Raw genomic sequence first — 22,046 nt, forward strand, 5'->3', positions numbered from 1 at the left:
CAAGGAGAGCCCCCATGAACAGATTTGACAATGCGAGAATATCCGTACGTCAATTTACAATCTTGATTATTCTTGGGATTATTGGAGATTCCATACTCATTCTGCCGACCATGATTGCCTACTCAGCGAAGCAGGATGCATGGCTCTCGATGCTGGCTGCCGTATTCCTAGGACTCGTATTTGGCGGACTTATCGCGGCCATTGCGAATAAGCTTCGTAGACAGAGCCTATTTGTCGTCATCCGACGAAAGCTTGGCATTTGGTTTGGAAGCTTCGTTTGCGTGCTTTTTCTCTTTGAATATTTCATGTGTAATTTAACGCTTCTGAGTGAAATGAGTCAATTCATGACGACACAAATGATGCCCGAAACACCGATTAATGCGATCATTTTGGTTTTCACCACAGTGATTATTATTGCATACAAATACGGAATTGAAGCCTTTGCAAGAATGGGTGAACTTCTTTTTCCGGTTTTCTTAATTTTATTCCTATTTTTGTTTGTTTTCCTATTGCCTCAAATAAACGTCTCTAATCTAAGACCAATTGCTGCTCAAGGTATAACACCCATCTGGCTTGGATTCCTGCCGGCATTTAATACGGGATTCACCGAAATAATAGTCCTGCTTATGCTCGTTCCGTATGTCTCTGGGAGCAAGAGTCTTACTAAACCGATATTAACGGGGATTGCCATCAGCGGTGTCATTTTATTTGTTATTGTACTGTTATGCGTACTCGTTCTAGGTCCAAATTTAATGGAAACCAAATATTATCCAACCTATGTACTCGCACAGAAAATAACAATTGGACACTTTTTGGAGCGGGTAGAGGCGATTATAGCTTTCCTATGGTTCATTTCGGTGTTTTATAAAACGTTACTCCTGTTTTTCTCACTGACGTCAGGACTTTCTGAACTGTTTCAGCTGAAGGAAAGTCATATGCTGACTATCCCCATGGGGATGATACTATTGGTTGGAACGATTGCAGGTACACCTAATATTACGGTTTATAATGAGATACTCGAGCACTACTATAATTGGTTCGACATTGTCTTTTGTATTTTATTACCTATGTTATTACTTGTGTTGTTGTATATCCGAGATAAACCCAATAAAGGTAGGACAAGTGAGGAGGAATCCCATGGATCAGCTGTTTAAAATGAAAGAACGAGGGACAACCGTATCCACGGAACTCATGGCAGGTGTAACTACATTTCTAACCATGGTTTATATCGTTATCGTGAATCCTGGGATTCTGAGTAAGACTGGCATGGATTTTCACGGTGTATTTATGGCGACTGTACTTGCGAGTTTCGTTGCAACGCTTATCATGGGGCTATTTGCGAATTATCCAATCGTGATTGCGCCTGGGATGGGTTTGAATGCCTACTTTGCTTTTACCGTGGTTGGAGGGAATGGTGTTGCCTGGCAAGTTGCGCTTGGTGCTGTGTTTATCGCAGGCATATTGTTCATCGTTCTGTCGCTTACCTCTTTCCGTTATGTCTTGCTTGACGCCATTCCCACCAGCCTCAAACATGCCATAACCGCTGGTATCGGCCTTTTCATCACCTTCATTGGTTTGCAAAATGCGAAAATCATCGTAGGTTCACCTGCAACCTTACTCACATTAGGACATTTGAGAGAGCCCATGACTGCGCTTACATTGATTGGTCTCATGATCTCACTTATTCTGCTAGCGTATCATGTTAGAGGATATTTATTCTTTGGCATGCTGATCACAGCTGTACTTGCATGGATGTTTGGCTTGTTAACACTGCCAGATACGTTCGTAGCAGCCCCTAGCGGCTTAGTCGCAACAGCTTTTCAACTCGATATTCAGGGTGTATTTTCGGGAGGCTTATATGCGGTTATTTTCACATTTTTACTGATCACCTTATTCGATACAACAGGGACCATGCTGGGAGTAGCTGAGCAAGCGGGTCTTCTCAAAGACAATAAATTCCCGCGCTCAAGAGGAGCTCTGTTGGCAGATGCGGTTGGCACAACGACGGGGGCACTGCTGGGAACCAGTCCAACTTCGGCGTATATTGAATCTAGTTCAGGTGTTGCCGTAGGCGGAAGAACGGGACTTACTGCGGTTATGGTTTGCCTTTTACTAGCATTGACCTTATTCTTTTCGCCAATCATAGCTGTTCTAGCAAGTATTCCGGCCATCACGGCTCCAACCTTAATTATTGTCGGCTTTCTAATGATGAATGTGCTGCGCAAAATTGAATGGCAGGACTTGGAGGAGGCCTTCCCGGCATTCCTGATCGTTGTTCTGATGCCGCTAACGTATAGTATTGCGACAGGTATTGGCATTGGCTTCATCGTGTATCCGATTCTAAAATTTGTTCGAGGCAAAAGGAAGGATGTTCATCCTATTTTTTATCTATTTGCGGTCTTGTTTTTTATACAAATCGTATTCTTCACTCACTAGTAAATAGGTAGAAGATCAAGTAAGCAGGCGCCGCGGCGATCTGCTTTTTCGTTTTTCTTAACACGCCTCATCGTTACTTCCGCTTTCATACAAACCTTTGTGGACAAGGGGAATAAACTATTAAGAGCAGCGAATTGAGAGTCTTGCAAATGGGAAGTGGTGCAGTTGGATAATGGACTTCTAGCAGCCGTTGAGAACATGTACACGTTGAGAATCCAACAGGTTGAGATTATTCGTGAAACATCTCGATCCTATGTTTTAAAAATAACTGCCAATCAGGGTTTATTTATTTTGAAAAGTATGAGCATCGAGGAACATCGATTGCAATTTATCCTGGACGCAGAAGACTTTCTTAGAAACCGAGGGATTCAGATTCCATTTGTATATGCTACCAATGAGAACAGGAAATATGTTAACTATAAAGGTGAAATGTATGTCTTACAGCAATGGATTGAGGGTGTTCCTTACCCACTAACTAGCTTAGCTCAAACTGTTCGGTTAGCTGAAATACTGGGCAGCATGCATGCCATTTCAAGAGAGTATCAATCATCTACTATTCCTATTTATATGGGCGGAGTCAGATGGGAGCAGGAGTATGAGGAAGCACTTCGATATTTGGAGAGATGGAAGAAAGACAGTCCGCTTAGAGATGAAGCCAGACGTTCAGCCGTGATGGCCTATCTCGATTTTTATATGACAACAGGTCAACAACTGAAAGAATCGCTTAGGAATAATGCTTGTTACCTATCATGGAAGGATAAAAAGCCGAATTTTGTTCTAAGTCACAGTGACTTTCATCATCAAAATATGTTACAGACAGCGTCCTTCGGTGTGTATATCATCGATTGGGAGTTTGTAAGACTTGACTTTCCTTCTAGAGATTTGAATCGGGTTGTGTATGCGATGATAAAAAAGTCCACCTCTTGGAATCAACAAGCTTTCAATAGAGTGATACGCGCATATCTCAAAAAGAATAGGCTCAGTACGCAGGAAATAAGATTGATGTATCTCGATCTGGCTTTTCCGCACAATCTGTGCAGGAACTTGATTTGGGGTAAGTTCAACAGAATGACTGTGAGTCAAATCAAAGATCTGTTACAGAAAGAACAAGAGAAGACCATTTATTTACTGGAGTCCTATATCAAATAAGTACGGAATCAACAGCAGCTCGCTAATGGCGTGGGGCTGTTTTTTCATTTTACGAGAGACAACTAAATGCCAAAAAGTAGCAGTATTGTGCAGGAAGTTAGCCATTGTCTGCATTAATTCCAGCTGATATTCACGATATAATGAGGAACGAGACGTAATGTAAGCGCAATCATAGCGCCATTGAGAAATGTAGAGGGAGGTGAAACGGGAGGTTTGTGTATGTCCCGAGGCTAAGAAAATGTAAGTCCACTATGGAGAACCTGGAGGTTGTAGGAATGTTAAAAAACGCTAAGCATCTTATTAAAACAGCTTGCTTCATTACATTGGGTTCACTCCTCATTTCTTCATTCGGCTTCCAAGCACCTTCCGCACATGCAGCGGTTGCTAGGCAGATGGAGAAATTAGACCGCGGACTGGTTGCCGTCAAGGTAAGTACTGGTGTACTCGTCAGTTGGCGGCTTCTAGGTACAGAGGCCGCAAGTACATCGTTTAACGTCTACCGCAATGGTGTTAAGCTCAATGCTTCACCGATAACGACGAGCACGAATTATCAAGATAATGCGGGAACAACAAGCTCCAGTTATACAGTCAAAGCTGTGGTAGGCGGTGTGGAGCAGGCTGCTTCAGCTGCAGCTACGCCATGGGCGAATAATTATCTGGATGTTCCCATACAGAAACCAGCAGGCGGTACGACACCAGATGGGGTTAACTATACTTATAACGCTAATGACGCAAGTGTTGGTGATGTGGATGGCGACGGTCAATACGAGATCATTCTGAAATGGGATCCTACTAATGCGAAAGACAATTCACAAGATGGTTACACAGGTGAAGTGTTCATTGATGCGTATAAGTTGAATGGAACACGGTTATGGCGAATTAGTATGGGTAAAAATATTCGTGCCGGCGCTCACTATACGCAATTCATGGTCTATGATTTAGATGGAGATGGCAAATCAGAAATCGCCATGAAAACGGCCGATGGCACGAAGGACGGTACCGGAGTCGTTATCGGCAGCTCCACGGCGGATTATCGGAACAGCGTAGGAAGAGTGCTGACTGGCCCTGAATTTTTAACTATTTTCGAAGGGGCGACAGGAAAAGCCTTAACCTCAACCAGCTACGATCCACCGCGTGGCACAGTAGGTGATTGGGGCGATACCTATGGCAATCGGGTAGACCGATTCTTAGCGACAGTCGCTTATCTGGATGGGCAAAAGCCAAGCATCGTCATGGCACGCGGTTATTACACGCGAACGGTACTGGTAGCTTATAATTGGCGGGGCGGCACATTATCCAAATTATGGACCTTTGACAGCAATGGCTCTGGCAATTCCGCTTATGCAGGTCAAGGGAACCACAACTTAACAGCCGCCGACGTCGATAATGATGGCAAGGATGAAATCGTGTATGGAGCGATGACGATTGATGATAACGGCGCCAAAAAGTACAACACGGCGTTAGGCCATGGCGACGCTCTTCATGTAGGCGATTTGGATCCGAACTCAGCAGGGCTCGAAGTATTCAAAGTCATGGAAAGCACAAGCGCAACGTATGGCGCAGCCGTATGGAACGCTGGCACTGGAGCCATCAAGTGGGGCGTGAATACCGGCGCTGACACAGGAAGAGGTATGGCCGCCGATATTGATCCACGATATGCTGGCGAAGAAGTATGGGCGAGCAATGGTGTCGGTCTGTATCAAATCAACGGTACCAAAATCAGCTCTACCGTTCCTTCCTCCATCAACTTTGGCATCTGGTGGGACGGCGATGTTTCTCGTGAGCTCCTTGATCATAATTGGGATGGCACCAATGGTGTTGGCCGGATTGATAAATGGAACTATACTTCGCTCAATACAACGACCTTATTGACAGCAACGGGTACCAATTCCGTCAACGGCACGAAAGGGAATCCAAGCTTGCAAGCCGATCTACTTGGTGACTGGCGTGAAGAAGTTATTTGGCGGAAGTCGGACAGTACGGCTTTACGTATTTACGCAACACCATACGAAACATCAACGCGCCTGTGGACCTTAATGCATGATCCGCTTTACCGCTTAGACATCGCATGGCAGAATGTGGCGTATAACCAGCCGCCTCATACAAGTTTCTACCTAGGAACAGGCATGGCAACGCCAGCACAGCCGAATATTTACACCACGCCATAACAGCGAGTGGAAGATAAAGAGAAACTTTCGGGTAACTCCGGCGTTTCTTTTTATCATTCTAGTCTTAACTGTTGTATGCGCTTTCTAAATACAGCAGGGGATGTTCCATAGAAAGCAGCAAACTGACGGGAGAAATAGAAGGGGTGGTTAAACCCGACTTCCTCTGCAATTTCAGCAATATTCAATGAGGTTGTTTCGAGCAACTTTCTTGCTTGTCGTAGTCGTATTTTAATTAACATTTCCATGACGGACTCGCCAGTCTGCGTTTTGAAGAGATGAGCGAACCTGGAAGGAGATAGGTTGACCATTGCTGCCAATTCAGCAACCGTATAGGGTTGATTATAGTGCTGTGAGATAAGCTGGATCGTACGATCTACTCGCGTATCCAGTGGATATTGTGTCTGTAGGACACTTTTGGAAATAAGAAGCAGATTTTCTTCTAAAGCGTTGACGGCCAATCTTTCTGAGAAGTGATCCGTTTCTTCGTTGTATTGAATTAAGTTGAGGAAAGCACCTGTTAAACGAACTAATTCCTTCTCTGTATCAAACCGAGCAAATCGAATTCCTTTGATCACCTCTGGCAATTGTAATAGCGGTAACCATTCCTCCTTGGGGACAAAATGACACCAATAAAACTCCCACAGGGTATTCTCTGGCGTGCCATAGAAATGGGGAGTGCCTGGAGTAATTAACGTTACCTCACCTTGCTGGCATTCGTAGGTTTCCTTCCCATTGTTGAATAAACCTCTGCCTTTCAATGTCAATGTCAGATAATAATCTTTGGTACCGTTGGAACGCTTGACCTTGTAGCCAAAGGACTGCCGATAATGTCCAGAAATCAACTTTCCGGGGATTGTAGTTAGATTCTCAGTCGTAGAAAAGGAAATGAATTCAGTCATTGTAAGGTCGCCTCCAATTCCCAGATACGTACTAGTATAAAGGATTTTATGGGAAAATAAATCGGTATTTTTGCTAAGTATATTTACATAAAAAGGAAGTCGAGAATGCTTAACGAATTTTATAACTTAGTTTCTATCTAAATCTAAACATCAATGGATGAAAAGAAGTTTTCTCTGTCGAATCTATGAAATGGAGTTGATTTCATTTGCCTATTTATAATGCGGCCTGCGATGTAAACAACCCCCAAAAGGGTCACCATTTGGCGGATATTCCTGCACATGATCCATACGTTTTGGCTGACAGCCGCACCGGAATGTATCACTTGTATACCGGGGGTTCACCACGGCTGCACGGCATGGATCGATACGGGGTCATCACGTACAAAAGCTCAAATTTATCCGAGTGGGAAGGGCCGTATATCGTATTCACCGTGCCCGATGACGGGTGGGCACATCCGCAACATGGTGCTTGGGCGCCTGAAGTTCATGCGTATAACGGACGATTCTACCTGTTCGTCACCTTACATAACAATGACAAACGACTGGAAGGCGAGCCTGTGAATGGGTACTCCAAGCATTGGAGGGGTACCGTCATAGCCATTAGCGAGTCACCAGATGGACCGTTCACGTTATTGAAACATGATTCACATGTGCTGCCGGAAACGATGATGACTTTAGACGGAACTTTATATGTAGAAGACGGCGTACCTTGGATGGTTTATTGTCATGAATGGATTCAGACGATTGATGGCACGATCGAATGTGTTCGTTTACAAGCGGATTTATCCGAAGCCGTCGGAGAACCAATTCGTCTGTTCAATGCATCTGAAGCACCTTGGATCAATGAAGATGAACTGCCAGAAGGTGATATTCGTGCATTTGTAACGGATGGATGCCAATTGTATCGGACGAAGGACGGCCGATTGATCATGCTCTGGTCCAGTTATCAGTCGGGCAGCTATGTGCAGACCATCGCTCGATCCCAAACGGACAGATTAGAGGGACCATGGGAACAACTCCCTCCATTGGTGAAAGAAGATAGTGGACACGGGATGCTATTTCAAACATTTGCAGGTTCATGGATGCTGATCCTCCATCAGCCTTTCAAAATGCCAAATTCAAGATGTAAGCTGTATGAAATGGAAGACACAGGGGATGGCTTCAGAGTTGTGAGTGCACGAGCAGATTTGCATGGGAGATAGCAGATATCACTTCCGGAACTAGGCATGCATAGCATGGTTCATAGGAGGCGATATGTAATGCCAAAATATCGTATTATCGTCGATTTGTCCGACCGGGACCTGTATGTGCTTGATGGGAATATCGTTGTCAGGTCTTTCCCAGTTGGAATTGGCAAGATGGTTACGAAGACGCCGAAAGGTGAATTTACGATAATAAATAAACAAGCCAACCCTGGAGGTCCGTACGGAGCTTTCTGGATGGGCTTATCTAAACCCCATTACGGCATCCACGGAACGAACGATCCTTCCACAATCGGAAGGGAAATCAGTCACGGTTGCATCCGAATGTACAATGAGGATGTGCTGCAGCTCGCTGATCTTGTTCCTGTAGGGACACGGGTTACGATTCGACCTTAAGTTTGGCTTGTGAAAAAAAGATGTCCCACAATGCCATTTGGCTGTGGGACATCTTTTATGTTAATAGGCTAAAGCGAAAAGACCATGAATATGTGATAAATAGCGTACGTTACTTGCTTCTTTCATCAGCGTCGCGGGCAAACCTTTCAGCTGAGTATTCTTTCCACCGATTGTACCGATGCCGTCTTTTCGTCCTAGGCTGCCCAATGTTCCGGAGAATACAGGTACGAATTTCTCCATCACGCCGCCTTTTAATTGTACGGACAAGTTGTATCCAACGGTTTCACCCATTTGCCAAGCAAGCTGAGCTGTAGGAGGGTAAGGTCGTTCACTTCCTTCTGGGAAGACAACTGCACAATCGCCAGCTAAGAAGATATCGTTGTGCGATGTGGATTGCAGTGTCGATGTTACCGTTGCGCGACCGCGATCTTCTGCAATTCCGCAGCTGCCGACAACCTGGTTGCCCTTAACGCCGCCAGTCCAAATAATCGTATTGGACTCAATCGTTTGTCCACTTTTCAGCGCCACCGTATTGTTCGTAGCTTCTGTGATCGCAACACCTGTCAAGAAAGTAACGCCACGTTTCTCAAGGCTTGTAACGGCACGCTCAATCAGTACTTGTGGGAATACAGGCAGAATGGCAGGGCCAGCTTCAACACAGTAGATCGAAATATCATTGAAATCGATGCCTTTGCTGCGGCAAACTTCAGGCAGTTTATCAGCGAATTCACCTACAAGCTCAACGCCTGTTAGTCCGCCTCCACCAACAACAATCGTTGCATCGGCTTTATTCCCAGAAGCTTTATAAGCATCCAAACGAGCTTCTACATGCTCACGAATACGGTTAGCGTCAGCAGCAGATTTCAGAATAAAGCTGTTCGCTTCCAAACCAGGAATACCAAAGTAATTCGTTTCACTGCCAAGCGCAACAACAAGCGCATCGTAGGTATGAACTGCACCACTGGAAGTAAGAACTTGTTTCTCATTCGGCTTAATCTCTTTAATGGTGTCGACGACGATATTTACATGTTTGTCGCCTAGTAATTTTTGAAGTGGAAGAGCTACGGCTTGCTCTTTAATCGTGCCGCCAGCTAATCGATGTAATTCCGTAATGATTTGATGCGTTGAAAATTTGTTGATGATCGTAATGTTAGCTTCTGAAGATGTCAAATGTTTACGGGCTGTTAATGCGGTCAAGAGACCACCGTAACCACCGCCAAGAATAAGTATTTGTTTAGCCATCGTTATCATCCCTTGTCCGGATTAATTTTTTCTTTCAGCGAGCACATTTAAGAATGCTTGAGCAAAACGAAGTGTCTTCTGCACCTCAGGGTCCTTCAACATTTTCAGCATACCGAAAAGACCGATGGTTGCTCCCACGTCAGCCTGTGAACGTTCGCCAGCTTCAATGGCCGCGGACGCGATGTTTTTCGCTTTCTCTTGAACAGGTTTGACGAATTCACCGATACCTTGTGCAAAATCGTTGATTAGCACTTTATCGGTCGCAACGTTTTGCGCGAAATCGTAGGCTTTCGTTAGCATGGTCACCATTTCAGCTAATTTCGGAAGATTATCTACCAGAAGTGTCAGTGATTGTTGCACCTCGGGCTTCAATAATTGGTCAAGTACGTCTAATGATTTGGGCTCAGCAGCAAGCGTTGCTGCTACTTCTTGATCTAATGTTGTCTGTGACATCTGACAATCCTCCTTTTGCATTCAAAAAAACGTATTACACTATTCTACACCTTTTGACAATTAATTTATAAAAGCAAATATTGCAATTTCATGAACATCTCCTGAATAAAACACAACAGTACCTAGAATAATCCCTGTCTATCTAACTCGGAATGATTTTATAATGAAGTTGTTATCCTGATTGGTAATTGCTGGATGATTTTAACGGGAAAGGCATTTATTTTGTAAAAGGAGTTGAGAGGGAAGCATTATACGAAGACACGTAGCGAGGCAGTTTGCTTTTGACAACTAGAAAGCGCATACATTAGAGGAGGCTCATATTTATAACTTTAGCTAACGCACATTAAACTTAAGGAGCAAACAAACATGAAAATCGTAAAGTCGAAAAAAATGATTCCTTTTGCCCTCAGTTGCATGCTTTCATTCTCTTTACTTCCACTTGCGACACCTGCATTTGCAGCGACACTGTTAAGTGATAATTTTGAATCCTACAGTAGTTTCCCATCAGGGGGATGGACGAACGCTTCGGGGAACGGAACTTGGAGTATTGCGACGGATGGAAGCAAGGTTGCGACCCAAACTTCATCCACTTCGAATACGTACATCATGACAAATGGGACTTCTTCATGGAGCAATTATACCTATTCAGCCAAAGTAAAAGTGGGATCTACAAGTGTTCGCAATGGTATTGTAGCCAGGTACACAAATGGCAATAACTACTATTTCCTTATTTTATATAATGGGAATTTACTTTTGAATAAAAAAGTAAGCGGTTCCACTTCGACGATTCAGCAGGTCCCGTTCACAGCGAACACTTCAACCTTTTATAATCTGCAGCTAGAAGTAAATGGAACGTCGGTCAAGGGCTATGTGGACGGGGTATTATTGGTTCAAGGGACAGATAGCAGCTTAACCAATGGTGTTCCTGGGTTTTATGCGAATGGCGTCGTGGAGTATGACGATGTTTCGGTGACGGACAGTGCCATAAGTGATACGCAAGCTCCAACAGTACCAACAGGTCTATCAGCAACGGCAGCGTCAAGCAGCCAAATTAACTTGAGTTGGACAGCCTCCACGGATAACGTTGGTGTGACAGGCTATGATATTTATCGTGGTGGCTCACTCGTGGGTTCATCTGCAACGACTTCGTATAACGATTCAGGCTTGAGCGCTTCCACGGCTTATACCTATACCATTAAAGCGAAGGATGCAGCTGGCAACGCTTCCGCAGCAAGCAGTTCAGCAAGCGCTACAACGCAAGCTCCTTCAAGTGATACGCAAGCTCCGACAGCACCAACGGGACTTACAGCTACTGCCATTTCGAGCAGCCAAATTAACTTAAGCTGGACGGCATCGACCGATAATGTCGGCGTGACAGGCTATGATATTTATCGTGCCGGTTCTCTCGTAGGATCATCTGCTACGACATCGTACAGCGATTCAGGCTTGAGCGCCTCAACATCGTACAGCTACACCGTAAAAGCGAAGGATGCAGCGACGAATACGTCTGCAGCCAGCGGTGCAGCCTCAGCAACGACGCAAGCAAGTGGAGGCGGTACAGTTGTTAATGTTTCTACATCAGCTCAACTGATAACTGCCATTAGCAGTGCGACAGCAGGGACTACAATTGTACTTGCTAACGGTACATATACCAATGGCAGTAATTTTAGCATCAACGGTAAAAATGGAACGGCTTCGAACCTAATTACCATTAAAGCGGCCAATACGGGACAAGCCATCATATCGGGTGGGGCGTATTTTGTAGTAACCAGCTCCTCTTATGTCACGATTGAAGGCTTGAAATTTACAAACACTGGCAATACGGCAGTAAAGTTGGATCAATCCAATAACATCCGTGTTACTCGTAATACATTTGCTCTTACCGAAAATGGGAATTCACTCAAGTGGGTGTACATCGGAGGCGCGAATAGCCATCACAATCGAATTGATCACAATGAATTCGGACCTAAGCATGATTTGGGTAACTTTATTACGGTTGATGGATCTTCGACCCAAATTTCGCAATATGACACCATCGAGTACAATTACTTCCACGATATTGGTCCTCGTGCAACGAATGAAATGGAAGCGATTCGCTTAGGCGTCAGTACATTATCCATGTCCAATGCATATGCGACAATTCAGTACAATCTTTTTGAAAACTGCGATGGCGATCCTGAGTATATTTCTGTAAAAAGCGGAAATAACACGGTGCGATTTAATACGTTCCGTAACTCGCAAGGTGTTCTTTCTTCAAGACATGGGCATGCTCAGAGCTTCTATGGGAACTTCTTCCTCGGTGATGGGGTGAAATCGGGCATCGGTGGTATCCGTTTATATGCCAATGATCATAAAGTTTTCAATAATTATTTTGAAAATTTAACAGGTAGCGGCTACTCGGATGCGATTAACGTAGATGGCGGGGATTTCGATGGAGGCACGAATGGATCTTCCTATACGAGCTCTGATTTAAGCAAACACTGGAGAGTTTACCGTGCTCAAATTGTGAATAATACCATCGTAAATAGCACAACAGGTATCGTGATCGGCGGAAACTACACACAAGCGCCAGTTGATAGCACGGTTGCAAACAATATCGTGAAAAACTCAACAGGCACGCTGTATAATCAGGTGAAAACAAGTAATACCACATTCCAAGGTAACATTGGTTACGGCTCAACGTTAAGTAATGTGGCTCGTACTACTGCTGAAATTAACAACGTGAATCCACTATTAACAACTTCAGGCGGTTTACAGAAGCTCTCCAGTTCCAGCCCGGCAATTAACGCTTCTTCAGGTTCATTTACATTTGTAACCACAGACATGGATGGCCAAAGCCGCTCGGGAACGAATGATGTTGGTGCAGATGAGTATGCAACTAGTTCAGTTGTCAATGTACCTTTGACCACATCTAATGTAGGTCCACTTGCTCCGTAAATTTTTACAAAAGGGATGCTATACGTGATACGCGTATGGCATCTTTTTTAAATAAATTTGTCCTGAAGGACTTAACTCATTGACAGCGAATACAATATTTGTAAATCAGTCGTGTAAATGGGGATGGATATTATGGTTATGGTGTTTTTTGGGATATTTTTCTTGGTTGCCATTATTAGTGTAGTTGTTTCACTTGTTTCGCAAGGTGGAAGAACAGGCGGGGGGACTGACAGCTCAGATTCAAATTTTAACTTTAGCAGCGATAATATCGATAATAGCAGTTCAAGCAGTATAGACACTAGCAGTAATTGGAGTTCGGATAGCGGTAGCAGTGGCGGATTTGATAGCAGCGGCGGCAGTGGCAGTGATAGCGGGACAAATAGTAGTAGTTAGAGAATCCTTCGGGGTTCTTTTTGCTGCTTATGAGCGTCTATATAATGAAATACTTTGGAAGAAGGAGAGGATGCCTCGTTGATAAAAAAAAGGGGAATGCTCGGCGCCATAATGTCGCTTATTTTTATTGTTGGATGTGAGCAAGAAGCCGTACCCGTGGATCAACCATCGCCAAGTGTAATTGTTGAGACGGATCAAAGCCAACACACGCAACAAATAGAGGCGTTAAACCGAATCATAGCCGCACTCAAACATGAAACGGGCAATTTGGATGAAATCGTCACGAATCAGCCTTGGTTAAATCAATTTAAGCAATCCGGCAAACCGATAAAAAGTCTAAAAGTAACACTAGCCAGTAATGAGGATACTTCTGTTAACGTGACGGATCAAGGCATACTCCATGCTTTTGCCGGAGAATTGGTCATTCAACGTGAGCTATTCGGGCTAAATGCTGGCGGCAACTATAACTCGGACACCCTTCCCTGTAATTATCAAATCAAATATGAAAACAATGAAACCTATGCACTTAACGTACCTGCACGGGGAGTCCTCACGTTCGATCAACTATCTAATCATGCTTTCGGAACAAGTCCGTATCTGCATCAACTATGCAAAGCGTTAGTGAAGAAACCGAATTTCCTGCCAGATCAAACATTATTCGGTAAAATGGCCGCGAGTGGCATGTTAATTACGGATTCGGATGGGGTCATTTACTTCTCGGAAAACCGCATTCAAAGCGTCATTTATGCGCTGTTAAGATATCAGACGATTATGATTCCGCGTCCAATGGATGCGGGTGATTCAGGAGAGAGCCTAATTTTCTATTCCTATGGCGAGAAAATAACGTTGAAACTGTTCAATGAATGTATCCAAATAACAGATGACGAAGAGGAAGTTTGGTACAAAGTAGATAAAGATGTACCATTGCAGCTGATGAGTGTGCTTCATGCAGGGTAGCAGGGGGAACATAGAAATAAGCCCGGAATCCGAGTCTAAAGCTAGTCGCGGCGAAGGGTTCAGACAAAACCATATAACACTTCAAGTATCGATGTGCGTACGCTATATATTGAAAAATAACAAGAGGTTGGTCCGATGAGTCAAGCAGACATCGGACCAACCTCTTTATCTTAACTAGTATGACTTAAATAAGTGCCTTTTCATATAAAAATACTTGGAAACCGTCAATGGTTGCAGGACCTTTTTGCTGATAACCATTTTTCGTGAAAAGCTGCTGAGCGCCTAGTTGGTTGGAAAGCGTGTCAAGAATGAGATGCTTGACACCAAGCTCTTTGGCCGTTTGTTCCAATTGCGTGAGGATGAGCTGACCGTATCCCTTCTTTTGGTGACTTGGATGAACGCGAAGTCGTTTAATTTCGGCTTTGCCTTCTTGAAGAAGCTTCAACCCGCCCATGGCTAATACGTTGCCGTCAGGTCCCGTGCCCACAAGAAATTCCCCGCCATCGTTTAAATATTGTTCAGGGATATGCAAAATATCATGATAATGCTGATGGGTAGGTTCTACTTTTGCCTCAGAGATAACTAATAAATGAATTCTCCATACATCATCGGTATCTACTGTAGAGTAACGACGCGTCTTAATCATCGGAATCCCACCCAACCTTCCATATTTTTCATATTTTTTGGTCATATATGTAATATAAACTAACATTCATGTGATAACAATTCATTTTTTATGATGAGAAATGAATGTTTAATAGGTGTTGAATATAACGACATTGTAGGTTACCATCGGAAAGAGTTAGTCCGTAGCTGATTTGGGAACAGTAGAAAGTAAATTCGCAGCCATGGGCTGCTTTTGATAAGGTGAACTTATGAAAGTGATAGATACACAATGCCCTTTTTGCAGTGTACAGTGCAAATTGCAGGTGATTGAAGAAAAAAGTTCAACGGACGGAGAATTCGTATATTCCGTTGTGCCAAAGCCAAATCAAGCGTCAGAAGGGCGCCTTTGTATCAAAGGCGTGTACGCGCACCAGCATGTGCTCACGGGAGAACGCATTCATTATCCCATGAGGAAGCGGGATGGAGAGTTCGAACGTATTTCATGGGAGGAAGCCTATGAACTCATTGTGAGCAAGTTTAACATGCTCCGATCCGACTACGGCAACCACACGGTGGGTGTGTATGGTGGGGGTTCGCTTACCAATGAATCAGCCTACTTATTAGGTAAATTCGCTCGTGTCGCTTTGCAGACGAAGTTTATAGATTATAACGGCAGATTCTGTATGTCAGCCGCGGCGTCAGCAGGTGTCAAAGTACTCGGGATCGATCGTGGTTTAACAAACCAACTATCTGACATTGAATTATCGGAATGTATCATACTGGCAGGAACGAATATTGCGGAGTGTCAACCGACGCTGATGCCTAATTTTACAAGAGCGAAAGAGAAGGGTGCCTATATTATTGCCATCGATCCTCGAGAAACGGGCACAACGCGGATCGCGGACCTTCATTTGAAGGTGAAGCCAGGCATGGATGCTTCCCTAGCGAATGGGATGCTCAAGGTTCTTCTATCAGAAGGTTTGATCGATGAGGCGTTTATTGCAGCTCAGACGACTGGCTTCCCCGAGTTAAAGGTACATTTAGATTCCCTCGAGATGGAGGAGATTGCCGATTTAACTGGTGTGCCAGCGGAATTGATTCGTCAAGCGGCCTTGCGATATGGCCGAGCGAATACAGGCATGGTGTTCACAGCGCGAGGTGTAGAGCAGCAGACGGATGGCCATATGGCCGTTCGCAATTTCCTGAATCTCGTGCTGCTCACGGGAAAAATCGGCAAACCTGGTTGTGGCTATGGCGCTGTCACGGGTCAGGGCAATGGGCAGGGCGGTAGAGAGCATGGTCAAAAGGCAGACCAGCTCCCAGGATATCGCCTGATCGAAAATCCGGATGATCGCGCTTATATAGCGAGTGTCTGGGGCATGGATCCTCATGAATTACCTGGCAAGGGTGTCTCTGCCTACGAAATGATGCAGAAAGTCCATGAGCAGGAAATACGAGCCTTATTCGTCATGGGATCTAATCCGCTTATATCGAATCCGAATGCTAACTTTGTAGAAGAAGGTTTGAAAAAGCTTGATTTTCTCGTTGTTGCAGATTTTCTCATCTCGGAGACGGCTCAGCTTGCTGATCTGATTTTACCTGTATCTGCCTTTCTGGAGAATGCCGGAACATTAACTAACCTTGAAGGAAGAGTGCTTCTAAGGGAAGCTAACCATCCTGCGCCAGGAGAAGCTAAGCACGATTGGCAGGTTCTGTGTGAGCTGGCTGACAAGTTAGGGAGAGGCCCTTTCTTCCAATTTACAGATGTTGAAGGTATTTTTAACGAGCTCCGCCATGCAAGTCGTGGAGGGACAGCAGATTATTATGGCATTACTTATGATCGATTGCGGAAGGAAGAAGGTATCTACTGGCCTTGTCCAGAAGTGGGGCATCCTGGATCCGAGCGCTTATTCGAATCAGGTTTCCCTCTTCCTGAGGGTAAAGCACTGCTGACTGCTGTGAACAATCATTTGCCGCAAGAGCAGGTCAGTGCAGAATTCCCATTGTATTTGACTACGGGTCGGGTACTCAGGCACTATCTAACTGGTGTGCAAACCCGTAGGAGTCCTTCTTTAGCTGCTCGGGATGCGGAATCTTTCGTAGAGATCCATCCGGAAACAGCGAAGAGGTACCATATCGAAGATGCTGCATTTGTGAAGGTGGCCTCCGCCCGCGGCAACATCGTTGTGCGTAGTCGCTACAGCGACGCGATCCGCGAAGACACCCTGTTCGTGCCCATGCATTGGGGAGATGCGCAGAACGTCAACAAATTGACGAACGATGCACTCGATCCAACCTGCAAAATGCCTGGTTTTAAGGTATGTGCGGTTCAGGTAAGTCCGATAGTAGCGGATTATGTATAAAATGAAAAAACCGAACTCATCGATCTCTTGCAGCGATGAGTTCGGTTTTTTTTGATTGAGTAAGAAAATAAGCATATTCCATAGGTCTACGATACAGATCCTTATGTTTAAAACCCTTTAGATCCTCGTATATACTTTTTTGTGGCTTTCCATTGAGTTCAATAATCCATAATTTACATTGTTTGTCCAAAACAAAATCCACACTCAGTTCTCCTAATGATCCCAGAAGAGTTTCTGCTTCTTGAGCGGCCATTACACTTACTTCATTCAGTGATTGTAGGATTTCATTTGCTTTTTCAGGCGAAAGTATTCGCGAGAGAATTTCTGCTGCATCATAAACGCGTTCACACATACTAGTGTTAAAATAACCCTCGAATGCCACTCTACAAGTGATGTTGTAAATCAACCATTGACCGATAATCCCCTTTTGAACAAGGACACGGATGTCAAAGTATTGACGATCTAATTGACTCATTTGAATCCCTTGTTGGACCAAATAGTTCTTTTGACCGAGAAGTTCATCTAACTTCTCCTGAATGCTTTCATTTTTCCTGCAAATAACGCTTGGAGCTAAACTGTGTAAGGAAATATGAATATCGTTATTCTCCAGACGTTCAATTCGATAGACAGACGCACCTTTAGATCCATAAATCGGCTTTATAAAGAGAAGATTATTTTTGACTAATAGTTCTGATATGTTCACGTCATTATATTGAAATGTGTCGGGTATATATTCCGAAAGATTTGATTGGTGTAGCTGGTTATGAAGATCCCATTTATTGAAATGATTGATTGAATTGAAACACTTATTCTTACCTATTATTTTCTCTAGGTTTTGAATGGTCATTGAGACTTTGTTATAACAGCGGTTATAGACGACAAGTGGGAAAGGAAACATACTTTGTATCCATTTGCCATTTATCAAGCTAAGTCCAATAATACGTCGTTTTTTCCAACGTATATCTGCTGGTGTGAACGCATAAAGTCTCAGGTTTGTATTTTGATATCGTTGGCAGAGATACAAAATTCTTTTTCTTCTATTTCGGTTAGTAACCATAATACCTATGAATGGGCGCTTGTCCAATCTTATCACTCCCTAGTTATCGAACCATCTTTACTAAGTAATGCTAGCGCGTTCATTTTGGTATGGGACAATCACATAAAAGAGCTGATTTTTGTTGAATAAATAGCTTTATTTTCCACTTTTAATAATTTGGTAGGCAAATACTGTGTCTATCTATTTAGGCATTTAATATGATGAAATACGTTTGAAAATAGGGAGATGAGATTAGTATGGGGAAATGTAATTGCCCGCCAGGTCCTCCAGGGCCAGAAGGACCTCGGGGGCCCCAAGGCCCTACGGGGGCATCAGGGGCAGCAGGTCCAGTGGGACCAGCAGGAGTAACGGGAGCTACGGGTCCAGAAGGACAACGAGGTCAAAAAGGGAAAGAAGGGCCTGAGGGTCCACGAGGTCCCAGAGGGCCAGAGGGACAAAAAGGACCAACGGGAACAGTGGGTGCAACAGGAGCTACAGGTGCAGGAGCAACAGGAGCTACAGGATCTGCGGGAGCTACGGGGGCATCAGGCCCAGCAGGAGCTACAGGAGCTACGGGAGCTACGGGAGCTACAGGGGCATCAGGCCCAGCAGGAGCTGCAGGAGCTACGGGATCTACAGGGGCATCAGGCCCAGCAGGAGCTACAGGAGCTACAGGAGCTACAGGGGCAACAGGAGCTACAGGAGCAGGAGCAACGGGAGTAACAGGCCCAGCAGGAGCAGCAGGAGCTACAGGAGCAACAGGAGCAACAGGGGCAACAGGGGCAACAGGGGCTACAGGAGCTACAGGAGCTACAGGAGCAACAGGAGCAACAGGAGCTACAGGAGCTACAGGTACAGGAGCTACGGGAGCTACCGGCCCAGCGGGTGCAACAGGAGTTACAGGGCCAGCGGGTGGTCCGCCGGGACCAACAGGCCCAACAGGGCCAGCAGGTGCAGCAGGTGCAGCAGGGGCAACCGGAGCAACCGGAGCAACCGGAACAGCGGGAACCGCGGGTGCGACAGGAGCAACAGGAGCTACAGGTGTAGGAGCAACGGGAGCGACAGGCCCAGCGGGTGGTCCACCAGGACCAACTGGCCCAACAGGCCCAGCAGGTGGTCCACCAGGACCAACTGGCCCAACAGGCCCAGCGGGAGCAACGGGTGAAGCTGGAACAGCGGGAGCAGCAGGACCAACCGGACCAACGGGAGCAACGGGAACAGCTGGAACAGCTGGAGCAGCAGGACCAACCGGAGCCACAGGCCCCGCGGGTGCGGCTGGATCTGGAGGATTAATTCCATTTTCAACAGGTATCATCCTCAGTGGCGCAACAGTCGTATCAGCTGCTCCAATTTTAATGGGTTTTGGTAATCGCACGGTTGAAGTTATTAATGGTGCTGGAGAATCAACGATGCCACCAGAAGCAGGTGGTTTTGCATTCCCAATTCCCTTTGATGGAACTGTTCAAAATTTGCAAATAAGCGCAGATTTATTGGTTGCTGCAGTGGCTTTTATAAATGTGACACCTCTTATATATGATTTTACAGTTTTTAAAGCAACTTCAGCTCCAAATGATGGGATTAGTCATCTTTCATCATTTTACTTGACAACTGGTCTGACCAGCTCGCTTACTTTTGGAGGTCCTAATAATACGGTTACTGCCGGTAATTTCTATACAGCAACCAATATAAATCTCGGATCATTAAATGTCCTAGAGGGTGATCGTATTGGTATTCGTATAAGGACGAGATTAGCATCTAATCCCTCAGCAGCTGATATCACCCAGCTCTCATTTAGCGCCAGTCTATCTTATACGCCTAATTAAAAACAACGCATCCGCAAATCATGTAAGACTCTGATAGGTTTAAGAATTTCTCAAAGTTGCCATTTGCAATGTCCAATTCATGCAACGTCAGAATGAACAGCTTTGCCATCGGCAGAGCTGTTTTTGTCTGAATCGGTTATAATAGGAATGAATTGTAAATCAAGCGCAGGACAAGTTTTTAGAGGAGCGAGGTAGGGATGAAACGTACAACGATATTAATCGCTGATGATGAGCCGGAAATTGCTGATCTCGTTGCGCTGCATTTAGAAAAAGAAGGCTACCACCTGATTAAAGTATCGGATGGCATCGAGGCTATTCAAGCGATTGAATCGCATGCCATTGATCTGGCGATTTTGGATATTATGATGCCCAAGCTAGATGGCTATGAAGTAACACGGCAAATTCGAGAGCGCTATGCATTGCCGATTATTTTTTTGAGTGCCAAATCGTCCGATTTGGATAAAATTACGGGATTAGTTATGGGCGCTGTTGATTATATGACCAAACCGTTCAATCCGATGGAATTAGTTGCTCGAGTGAATGCACAGCTGCGGCGCTCTATGCAATTAAACCAACCGACAGTGGCAAGCAGCCCGGTGTTGGAAGCAGGTGGCGTGACCATTGATCCTGAGCAAAGATCCATTCTTGTATATGGCGAAAAGGTCGATCTTACACCGAAAGAATTTGATATTCTCTATCTTTTAGCCAGTCACCCTAAGAAAGTGTTTAGTGCGGAGCACATTTTTGGACATGTGTGGGGGGAAGCCTATTATGAAAGTGGTAACACGGTCATGGTACATATTCGTACATTGCGCAAAAAACTTGGCGAAGATATCAACAAAAATAAATTAATTAAAACCGTATGGGGCGTGGGATATACATTCAATGGCTAAACTATTACGCAGCTTTCGATCCAAAATGATCGGTTTATTAGGGCTCAGCCTGCTTATGTCGGGTACGTTTACCTTTATTCTCTATAGATTGTTAAAGCTTTACTACGCAGGCGTTCGAATTGAAGATCCAGTAGCTAGATTACGTCATTTTGTTAACAGGATTGGGGACTTAAACTTCTTTTTGCTGGTCTTTATTCCACTTTCCATTTTGATTTTCTTTTTCCTGACCAAGCGCTATGCCACGTATTTTAATGAAATATCGACGGGGATTCATCGACTTGCTGGCGGTGACTTCCATAGTCGTATTCATATTGATTCTAATGACGAGTTCCAGGATATCGCGGATGATATCAATATGGCGAGTGAGAAGCTGCAGCAAGCGGTAGAACGAGGGGACTTTGCAGAGAGTAGTAAGGATCAGCTGGTACTGAACTTAGCTCACGATTTACGCACGCCGCTCACCTCAGTTATTGGTTATTTGGACTTTATTCTTCAAGATGATCAGTTATCCCGGGAACAAATGATCCATTATACAACCATTGCTTTTAATAAATCGCAACGCTTAGAGAAACTCATTGATGAACTTTTTGAAATTACACGTATGAAATATGGCATGTTAACCATTGTAAAGAAGAAAATTGATCTAAGCGAGCTGCTTACTCAACTAAATGAGGAGTTATTTCCTGTTTTTGAAAAGAGTAATTTGATTAGCAGATTGCATGTTGCACCGCATTTGGAAATTTCGGCCGATGGGGAGCTGCTTGCTCGTGTATTTGAAAATCTATTGACGAATGCCAATCGGTATGGGAAAGATGGACAATTCGTTGATATTCATGCCCTTCGTGATGGGGATGAAGCGGTTGTTCAAGTCATCAATTACGGCAACATGATCTCCCCAGACGATCTGCCTAATCTCTTTGAGATGTTCTATACGGGAGATCAAGCTCGAACTCATCAAGGTGGGAGTACGGGACTTGGCTTATTCATTGCGAAGAATATTGTGGAGCAGCACAAGGGAACGATTTCGGTCCAAAGTAATGTCATTCGTACACTTTTTGAAGTGCGATTGCCCTTCATTGATCAAATTTAAGAA

Annotated in this window: 18 protein-coding genes; 13 read left to right on the top strand and 5 right to left on the bottom strand. The window is 44.6% G+C overall.

Annotated elements, in window-relative coordinates; all coding sequences use genetic code 11:
* The first annotated feature begins 14 nt into the window (after positions 1-14).
* From AC58QO_RS14895 to AC58QO_RS14910, 4 genes are all read left to right on the top strand, one after another.
* Positions 15-1,154, top strand: coding sequence for a GerAB/ArcD/ProY family transporter (locus tag AC58QO_RS14895; RefSeq protein WP_497266702.1), 1,140 nt, complete (start codon positions 15-17; stop codon positions 1,152-1,154).
* Positions 1,138-2,436: an NCS2 family permease gene (locus AC58QO_RS14900; protein WP_497266704.1), complete on the top strand. Its 1,299-nt coding sequence runs from the start codon at positions 1,138-1,140 to the stop codon at positions 2,434-2,436. Before AC58QO_RS14895 ends, AC58QO_RS14900 begins: the two co-directional genes overlap by 17 nt.
* 165 nt (positions 2,437-2,601) lie before the next feature.
* Positions 2,602-3,585 carry a YutH/CotS family kinase-like spore coat protein gene (locus AC58QO_RS14905; protein WP_497266706.1) on the top strand — a complete coding sequence of 328 codons (984 nt, stop codon included), beginning with the start codon at positions 2,602-2,604 and terminating at the stop codon, positions 3,583-3,585.
* A gap of 275 nt (positions 3,586-3,860) precedes the next feature.
* Complete coding sequence (locus tag AC58QO_RS14910) at positions 3,861-5,753, top strand: rhamnogalacturonan lyase (protein ID WP_497266708.1); 1,893 nt, start codon at positions 3,861-3,863, stop codon at positions 5,751-5,753.
* A 53-nt stretch (positions 5,754-5,806) separates the two neighbouring features.
* Here the strand turns inward: AC58QO_RS14910 and AC58QO_RS14915 are convergent, their stop codons facing one another.
* Positions 5,807-6,652, bottom strand: a complete 846-nt coding sequence (locus AC58QO_RS14915) for a helix-turn-helix domain-containing protein (protein ID WP_497266710.1) — start codon at positions 6,650-6,652, stop codon at positions 5,807-5,809.
* Between the two features lie 206 nt (positions 6,653-6,858).
* Between AC58QO_RS14915 and AC58QO_RS14920 the strand changes: the two genes are divergently transcribed.
* Complete coding sequence (locus AC58QO_RS14920; protein ID WP_497266712.1) at positions 6,859-7,854, top strand: glycoside hydrolase family 43 protein; 996 nt, start codon at positions 6,859-6,861, stop codon at positions 7,852-7,854.
* 57 nt (positions 7,855-7,911) lie between these two features.
* Positions 7,912-8,250, top strand: a complete 339-nt coding sequence (locus AC58QO_RS14925; protein ID WP_497266714.1) for a L,D-transpeptidase — start codon at positions 7,912-7,914, stop codon at positions 8,248-8,250.
* Positions 8,251-8,310: 60 nt separating this feature from the next.
* On the opposite strand, the gene AC58QO_RS14930 is transcribed toward AC58QO_RS14925, so the two are convergent.
* Together AC58QO_RS14930 and AC58QO_RS14935 are read right to left on the bottom strand one after the other, a co-directional pair.
* A complete protein-coding gene (locus AC58QO_RS14930) occupies positions 8,311-9,492 on the bottom strand; it encodes an NAD(P)/FAD-dependent oxidoreductase (protein WP_497266715.1) in 1,182 nt (393 codons plus the stop codon).
* Between the two features lie 21 nt (positions 9,493-9,513).
* A complete protein-coding gene (locus tag AC58QO_RS14935; protein ID WP_497266717.1) occupies positions 9,514-9,945 on the bottom strand; it encodes a helical membrane plugin domain-containing protein in 432 nt (143 codons plus the stop codon).
* 366 nt (positions 9,946-10,311) lie between these two features.
* Between AC58QO_RS14935 and AC58QO_RS14940 the strand changes: the two genes are divergently transcribed.
* From AC58QO_RS14940 to AC58QO_RS14950, 3 genes are all read left to right on the top strand, one after another.
* The gene (locus AC58QO_RS14940; RefSeq protein WP_497266719.1) at positions 10,312-12,882 is read left to right on the top strand and encodes a chondroitinase-B domain-containing protein; all 2,571 of its coding nucleotides are present in this window, start codon (positions 10,312-10,314) and stop codon (positions 12,880-12,882) included.
* A 132-nt stretch (positions 12,883-13,014) separates the two neighbouring features.
* Positions 13,015-13,275, top strand: a complete 261-nt coding sequence (locus tag AC58QO_RS14945) for a hypothetical protein (protein ID WP_497266721.1) — start codon at positions 13,015-13,017, stop codon at positions 13,273-13,275.
* A 78-nt stretch (positions 13,276-13,353) separates the two neighbouring features.
* Positions 13,354-14,232 carry a hypothetical protein gene (locus AC58QO_RS14950; protein WP_497266723.1) on the top strand — a complete coding sequence of 293 codons (879 nt, stop codon included), beginning with the start codon at positions 13,354-13,356 and terminating at the stop codon, positions 14,230-14,232.
* A 184-nt stretch (positions 14,233-14,416) separates the two neighbouring features.
* Here AC58QO_RS14950 and AC58QO_RS14955 read toward each other — a convergent pair whose 3' ends face one another.
* Complete coding sequence (locus tag AC58QO_RS14955; protein ID WP_497266725.1) at positions 14,417-14,878, bottom strand: GNAT family N-acetyltransferase; 462 nt, start codon at positions 14,876-14,878, stop codon at positions 14,417-14,419.
* Between the two features lie 229 nt (positions 14,879-15,107).
* On the opposite strand from AC58QO_RS14955, the gene nasC reads away from it, so the two are divergent.
* Complete coding sequence (nasC, locus tag AC58QO_RS14960; RefSeq protein WP_497266727.1) at positions 15,108-17,201, top strand: assimilatory nitrate reductase catalytic subunit NasC; 2,094 nt, start codon at positions 15,108-15,110, stop codon at positions 17,199-17,201.
* Between the two features lie 16 nt (positions 17,202-17,217).
* Here the strand turns inward: nasC and AC58QO_RS14965 are convergent, their stop codons facing one another.
* Complete coding sequence (locus AC58QO_RS14965; protein WP_497266729.1) at positions 17,218-18,285, bottom strand: YheC/YheD family endospore coat-associated protein; 1,068 nt, start codon at positions 18,283-18,285, stop codon at positions 17,218-17,220.
* Between the two features lie 209 nt (positions 18,286-18,494).
* On the opposite strand from AC58QO_RS14965, the gene AC58QO_RS14970 reads away from it, so the two are divergent.
* From AC58QO_RS14970 to AC58QO_RS14980, 3 genes are all read left to right on the top strand, one after another.
* Positions 18,495-20,060, top strand: coding sequence for a hypothetical protein (locus tag AC58QO_RS14970; protein WP_497266731.1), 1,566 nt, complete (start codon positions 18,495-18,497; stop codon positions 20,058-20,060).
* Between the two features lie 197 nt (positions 20,061-20,257).
* Positions 20,258-20,953: a response regulator transcription factor gene (locus tag AC58QO_RS14975; protein WP_497266733.1), complete on the top strand. Its 696-nt coding sequence runs from the start codon at positions 20,258-20,260 to the stop codon at positions 20,951-20,953.
* Entirely contained in the window at positions 20,946-22,043 is a 1,098-nt protein-coding gene (locus AC58QO_RS14980) for a sensor histidine kinase (protein WP_497266735.1), read from the top strand. Before AC58QO_RS14975 ends, AC58QO_RS14980 begins: the two co-directional genes overlap by 8 nt.
* Positions 22,044-22,046: the final 3 nt, after the last annotated feature.

The sequence above is a fragment of the Paenibacillus sp. J31R30 genome (assembly GCF_059692115.1).